Source organism: Coleofasciculus sp. B1-GNL1-01 (assembly GCF_040220235.1).
GTDB lineage: Bacteria > Cyanobacteriota > Cyanobacteriia > Cyanobacteriales > Coleofasciculaceae > Coleofasciculus.
This window is the reverse complement of sequence record NZ_JAVJTO010000051.1, coordinates 217,269-223,647: the sequence shown is the minus strand read 5'-3', so window position 1 is coordinate 223,647 and position 6,379 is coordinate 217,269. Positions and strand designations below refer to the sequence as shown.

Sequence of the window (6,379 nt, the reverse complement as noted above, 5' to 3'; positions counted from 1 at the left end):
TTTGTATTCCATAAACGTGAAAAGCGCTGTAAATACATTTTTATGTGCAATCAGATGAGCCACTTACCAAGTTTGGCGATGGAGAAGTCTAGGTACAACCTCAGTCGCGAATAGGGTAAGCAGACTGTAGCGCCAGTAGATGACCCATCCTTGATTCCGCCAGTCCCCTAATACCCATCTGGAACCGACAAAAAGGGTTAAGACTAAGATTAAACCGATTCCGCCAAAGAGTAATCGCCTTTTCCATGTTGAAGGGGGTATAAACTGAGGTTGGGTGAGAAAAAACCCTGTAATGACTCCTAAAGAACGCGCTAAAGGTTCCCATAAACTGGCGATAAAAAACGTCAGGATGACAACTGTAACCCGAACAATAAACCTTGGTTTTACCGGAATAGACCAGACTGTACCTATCCCCGCAAAAAGAATACCTACAATTAATCCGGCGACTACATCTATAGGAAAGTGAACCCCTAAGTAAAGGCGTGATATGGCAATTAAGGGGAGCAGAATTAGACTCCACACCCATAGCCAGAGGCGGTTGTGGTGTAAGGATAAGTAAATCCAAAAGGTTGCTGAACCTTGGACGTGTCCACTGGGAAAAGAGGCATTTTCACTCGTCGCGATCGCGTCAGCCGAGGCGATGTCCGGATTTAACTCGAAGGGACGAGGTATGTCAAACAGTTCTTTGAGGATTGTGTTACATCCATAACTAATCCCTAAGAGTAGTCCTAACTGGCGACCTGTCCATGGGTCAATTAACCAGTAATAGAGGGTTAGGAAAGCGATGTAGGCATATTCAGAACCAAGATTGGTAATCGCCAACACTAAAGGCTGCAAACGTTGTCCTAGCAGTTCCTGAATCCATTCAATCGTTGTCATCGTACCTGAAAATTTTGTTAAATTTGTGTCATTTTCTCAATTAAAGACTGATGTTGGGGATAACGCTTGATTAAGTCCTCTCGTTTGCCTAACTCAAAATCATTAAAATCAAAACCGGGAGCAACTGTACACCCAACTAAAGAATAGGATTGCGGGTCATTAACAGTCGCGCCAAACCAATCTCCCGCTTTAACTACGGCTTGAAACACCTCACCCTGATCAAAATTTTCACCTAACTTAATGGAACTATAGTTTCCCGATTGCTCAATAATATGAATGGTGAGTGAAGACCCAGTATGAAAATGCCATAACTCATCGGACTTGATGCGATGAAGCGCAGAAAAATCAGTCCCCGCTAATAAAAAGTAGATAGCTGTTGAAAAATTACGGCGTCCAGAAAAACGTTTTGGTAAACTCTCGTGGGCTATTTGTTCATCAGAAAGATAAGTCTCCTTGTAATATCCTCTTTCGGGATGTTTTTGAAGTCCAAGCTTTTCAATCCAGTATTCGGCGTTTTTTGTTGACATGTATTTTCAGGTTATAAATTAAGTCCTAACAATAAAGTATTATATCCTATTCATTTATGACTGAACTTGCATTCAGCTAAGCTGTTCGGCATTTAAACCTTAATGTCAAGAATCATGAAATCCTTGTAGTGCGTTAAGCGAAGCCATGCCGCAGGCTTTGCATCTTGCTCGCTATTAATACCCAATTTAAATGCATGACAGCTTAAAACCATTAATTTATACCTGAAATATTAGCCGTTTTACTTATATTATCTGCCCTGATCCCTTGCGTTATCGGCTTAATCCCAGACGTTACTTGATGAATCCATCCCACATATTCAGTTCGCACCTGTTTTAAAAAAGCCGCTATCATCCAATCTTCGACACTATGAGCAGCATAGTCCTTTGAATAAGGTTCTCGAAAGAGTTCTATCAACCAGTGAGCATAACGAAGTTTCCGTTGATCGCCATCCAGAATAATCAATTGTCCGCCAGGTTTCAGCAGGCGAAAGCATTCTTGTACAATTAACTGAGAAATCAGGGGCGGCGTTTCATGTAATACCATGGAGACTGTGACTAAATCAAAGGAAGCATTCTCAAAACCCGCAGCTTCAGCGAAACCCTGTTGCCATTGTATCTCTAGTCCTGCTTGCTGTGCTTTGTAATCTGCCACAATCAGCATATACGGAGACAAATCCAATCCGATAACAACAGCTTTCGGAAACGCCTGCTTTAACATCAATGTTGTCGAACCTGTACCACAACCGAGATCAAGAATTCGACTGGGTGGCTTTTCAATAGTCGTTATTAACTGTTCGCGAATTCGAGTTTCATTGGGTGGGGACGCATAAGCCGTCACAGTATCATAAGTAATAGCCGCTATAGGATTCAGATAGCCACCTTCAATACCATGAAAGTCGGGCTGGCTATAATAGTCGGGATAAATGAGATTAATTTGTCGGAAACGTTCACTCTGCTTTTGCCAATCAATGGTTTCATAGAACTGGAGTTTGTCTTGACCAATCACGATGCTTATGATTGGCTTTAAGAAAAGCTCTCCTATTCGGTTCTTACGGCTAGACATAAGTAGTCGGACTAAAGAAAACAGCAATTAAAAGTAAACCCTGTAGGGGCGACCTGCTGCACCAATGAACACCACCAACCGATTAATTATATCGGGTCGCCCTGGATTAGGTATCGGTAATTATCTGACATCGCCTACATTGGACTGGGGCGAGTCGAGACAAGTTAATTCTGACAGCGCCACATTTTATCAGCGACTATGGGTGTCAACTTAAGCTACAACCCCCTCACCCCCAGCCCCTCTCCCACCAGGGGAGAGGGGAGCAAGAAAGACAAAAAAGAAAGGGTATTCTTTTCACTGATAATCATTACAATCCCTAACCTTGCGGCAGAACCAGGAAATCTTCAGGGAGTTTTATGGTAAGCTAAGGAACATTCAAAATACTTGACTCTAAATTATGCAGTTAAAGTCTATCAAACAAAAAAAAACTTTTTCAACGCCATAAAAGTTATATCCACCAGTCTGATCAGTGGTGCAATTGCGCTAGAACTCTGGAATATTTATGCTTTATTCAGTGATCTGAGTGTCCCCACAATCCTTGAACCTGTTTTTTGGCTGGGGCGTTTTGCCGTTACCATTCATTTAGTGGAAGCGATTATCGCAGCAGCTTATGCGCCTTCTAGACAAAAGACACCCATCGTCTATGGAACTTATACGTTCTTTGTGGGTACAGTGGGTTTGTTAGAATTATTCGATCAGGAGGATGAGTAGATGTGGCGAAACTTTCCATCCTTGTTATCAGTCTGGATTACCCGATAGTCACAACTTAAGACTCTCGCACTCCCAACTCTTTTAAGTTATACTCATATCTTGCCTTACTGGTAATCAGCTTAAAGTACTCCTGTGGTGGGCAAGAGCAACGAACGATACTATAAGCATTTTGCATTTTATAACTCTTGCCCACCCTACATAAACTACATAAAGTTTCCAAACTTTTTTAATGAGACGTGTATGAAATTCATCGAGGCTATACCCATAACTTTATGCCTAAGTGGTATCTTCGTAGTCGTTCCGATAACCTTAGCTCAAGTTCCGGCTAAGGTTCCGACACGGGTAATTAGCCAAACGCTTACCAACACTCCAGAAGAACCTCCTGTTGGCGGCTTATATGTTCAATCGGAAGAGGGACAACAGCAAGTCTTTCCCCTCAAGCATACCGAGGTGAATGCCAAAGTGACGGGGAATGTCTCTCAAGTTGAAGTTACTCAAACCTTTGAAAATCCCTTTGCGGAACCCTTAGAAGCCGTCTATGTCTTCCCCTTGCCCGATGAAGCGGCGGTGTATGATATGGAGATTAGAATCGGCGATCGCACGATTAAAGGGGAGATTAAAAAGCGTGAGGAAGCCCAAGCCATTTACGAACAGGCGCGTCAGGAAGGACGAACGGCGGGACTCCTAGAACAAGAACGGGCAAATATCTTTACTCAGTCTCTGGCGAATATCAAACCCGGAGAACAGATTGATGTCACAATTCGCTACACCGATAGCCTAAAATTTGAGGGCGGTGACTATGAATTTGTGTTTCCCATGGTTGTCGGACCCCGCTATATTCCGGGTAATCCCAGTGGTAATCGTGGAAATACGAACCAAGTTCCCGACGCCTCCCGAATTACCCCGCCAGTTCTCAAGCCGGGAACTCGTTCGGGACATGATATTAATGTAACCGTAGAGATTAATGCTGGTGTACCGATTCAGGATGTGCGTTCTCCCTCCCATCAGATTCGCACCCAACGCCAAGGTGAAACCGTACAAGTACAGTTAGGCGGGGAAGACACAATTCCCAACAAAGACCTAATTTTACGCTATCAAGTCGCAGGCGATCGCACGCAAGCCACTCTCCTTTCCCAAGCTGATGAACAGGGTGGACATTTTGCCCTTTACCTCATCCCCGCCTTAGACTATCGCCCTGATGAAATTGTCCCCAAGGATGTCGTCTTTCTCATGGATACATCAGGTTCCCAACGGGGTGAACCATTGCTGAAGTCCCAGGAATTGATGCGCCGCTTTATTAATGGGTTGAATCCCGATGATACGTTTACGATTATCGATTTTTCTAATACGACGACTCAACTTTCGCCTCGACCTTTAGCCAATACAGCCCAAAATCGCACTCAAGCACTAAATTATATTAATGGATTGCAGGCAAATGGCGGTACAGAATTAATGAATGGGATACGGGCGGTGTTAAACTTCCCACCATCTGCACCGAATCGGCTGCGAAGTGTGGTGTTACTCACCGATGGCTATATTGGTAATGAGGCGGAGGTGATTGCTGAGGTACAACGACAACTCAAACCCGGTAATCGTCTTTATAGTTTCGGCGTCGGAAGTTCGGTGAATCGCTTCTTGCTAAACCGTTTAGCGGAGGTGGGGCGGGGTACAGCCCAAGTCATTCGTCAGGATGAACCCACGCAGGAGGTGGCGGAAACATTCTTCCGCCAAATTAATAATCCAGTCTTAACGGATATTCAGGTCAGTTGGCAAGGTGAGGGGACATCGGCGAAAATCTATCCCCTAGCTGCACCCGATTTATTTGCCAATCAGCCTCTGGTTTTGTTTGGACGGAAACCAGACCGTCGCAATGGCACGATTAAGATTACCGGAATGGCGGCGGGGGGTCAACGGTATGAACAAACCCTATCGGTGAATTTTGATCAGAGTACCGATAATCCGGCGATTGCACAATTGTGGGGACGCGCCCGGATCAAAGATTTGATGAATCAAATGTTTGGTGGTGAAACTAAGTCGGGTGTCGAGGCGGTGACACAGACGGCGTTAGATTATAACTTGTTATCGCAATATACGGCATTTGTGGCGGTGAGTGAAGAAGTGCGAGTGGAACCCGATGGAACACGGCGGCGGGTACAAGTTCCGGTGGAATTACCCGAAGGGGTGAGTTATGAAGGGATTTTCGGTGATACGGCGGATACAATAACACTCACTGGAGGTGTACCGACTAATTCTTCATTGAGATTTAGGAATCGCAGAATGCGATCTTCAAGGAGGAGTGCAGGTGGGTTTTCGCGAGGTTCGGCTGCACCTTTACCTGCTGCGCCTCTACCGACTTCCCAACCCCAGTCAGAGGAGGCTGATACCTTAAGCCAAGGTTCAACTCAACTTCAGGTGATCAAGATTGAAGGGTTAGAACCGGAACAAGCAGAAGATGCGATCGCGTCTCTGACTCAACATCTACAATCCTTGAATCTCCCAGAGGGTTTCACGGGTGAAATTATCTTTGAGTTACAGATTCGCGATGGTGCGGTTCAACGAGTGATCCTCGACGATATCGAGTCAACGTTACAGGATACCACCATTGTCGATCCAATTCGGCGATCGCTCTTAGGCTGGTCTACTTTAGAATCTGTTACTGGAACGATTCGAGTTACCTTGCGAGTTCCATAGATACGCTAAAACGTCGTTAAATAACTCAGGGAGAGGCGAACACTCCTAGGAATACGTTACTGAGGGCGGGTTTTTGTGAGAGGTTATCATTAACCCGCTTACCTGAGTAGCTAAACCCGCCCCTACACTTGACCTTTCACAACCGTTGAGGGAAAGCTTTTGACTTTTAAGGTCTGCGAAGCCGTACTAACGTAGGGGAAAAGGTCAAGAACACAAACAATTTCTTACCGCCGTTTGCGATATCTGCGTTGTTGTCGGTGTCTGGCTATTTCCTTGCGTTTGTGCTTTTCCAAGGGAGTTTCAAAAAAGCGGTTCTTCTTCATGTCTGAGAAAATCCCAGCACGAGATACTTTGCGCTTAAATCGCCGAAGTCCAGATTCAATTCCTTCATTTTCTCCAATAATAACTTGAGCCATGCTTATCTCCTTTGAAGCTCAACACAAAAAGGGCAGACATTTACCTGCCCTCAAATTTCAAAAGCCATAACAACTTAACTTCTTATCGTTCC

At 44.7% G+C, this 6,379-nt stretch carries 6 protein-coding genes; 2 read left to right on the top strand and 4 right to left on the bottom strand.

The genetic code is table 11. The annotated features are described in order from the left end of the window. Nucleotides 1-63 precede the first annotated feature (63 nt). The 3 genes from RID53_RS13215 to RID53_RS13205 form a co-directional block, all read right to left on the bottom strand. Nucleotides 64-879 (bottom strand): phosphatase PAP2 family protein, encoded by an 816-nt coding sequence (locus RID53_RS13215; RefSeq protein ID WP_446388530.1) that lies wholly within the window; start codon nucleotides 877-879, stop codon nucleotides 64-66. Between the two features lie 17 nt (nucleotides 880-896). After that, complete coding sequence (locus RID53_RS13210) at nucleotides 897-1,406, bottom strand: cupin domain-containing protein (RefSeq protein WP_446388529.1); 510 nt, start codon at nucleotides 1,404-1,406, stop codon at nucleotides 897-899. 211 nt (nucleotides 1,407-1,617) lie between these two features. Further along, entirely contained in the window at nucleotides 1,618-2,412 is a 795-nt protein-coding gene (locus RID53_RS13205; RefSeq protein WP_446388528.1) for a class I SAM-dependent methyltransferase, read from the bottom strand. A 441-nt stretch (nucleotides 2,413-2,853) separates the two neighbouring features. Here RID53_RS13205 and RID53_RS13200 point away from each other — a divergent pair, with 441 nt between their 5' ends. Next, nucleotides 2,854-3,180 (top strand): hypothetical protein, encoded by a 327-nt coding sequence (locus RID53_RS13200; RefSeq protein ID WP_446388527.1) that lies wholly within the window; start codon nucleotides 2,854-2,856, stop codon nucleotides 3,178-3,180. 240 nt (nucleotides 3,181-3,420) lie between these two features. Beyond that, the gene (locus RID53_RS13195; protein ID WP_446388526.1) at nucleotides 3,421-5,871 is read left to right on the top strand and encodes a VIT domain-containing protein; all 2,451 of its coding nucleotides are present in this window, start codon (nucleotides 3,421-3,423) and stop codon (nucleotides 5,869-5,871) included. A 224-nt stretch (nucleotides 5,872-6,095) separates the two neighbouring features. On the opposite strand, the gene rpsU is transcribed toward RID53_RS13195, so the two are convergent. After that, nucleotides 6,096-6,287 (bottom strand): 30S ribosomal protein S21, encoded by a 192-nt coding sequence (gene rpsU / locus RID53_RS13190; protein WP_006103066.1) that lies wholly within the window; start codon nucleotides 6,285-6,287, stop codon nucleotides 6,096-6,098. Nucleotides 6,288-6,379: the final 92 nt, after the last annotated feature.

Bases quoted from the DNA above. Each gene is read 5' to 3' on its own strand.
- RID53_RS13215 (WP_446388530.1), bottom strand. From the start codon at position 879: ATGACAACGATTGAATGGATTCAGGAACTGCTAGGACAACGTTTGCAG.
- RID53_RS13210 (WP_446388529.1), bottom strand. From the start codon at position 1,406: ATGTCAACAAAAAACGCCGAATACTGGATTGAAAAGCTTGGACTTCAA.
- RID53_RS13195 (WP_446388526.1), top strand. From the start codon at position 3,421: ATGAAATTCATCGAGGCTATACCCATAACTTTATGCCTAAGTGGTATC.
- rpsU (WP_006103066.1), bottom strand. From the start codon at position 6,287: ATGGCTCAAGTTATTATTGGAGAAAATGAAGGAATTGAATCTGGACTT.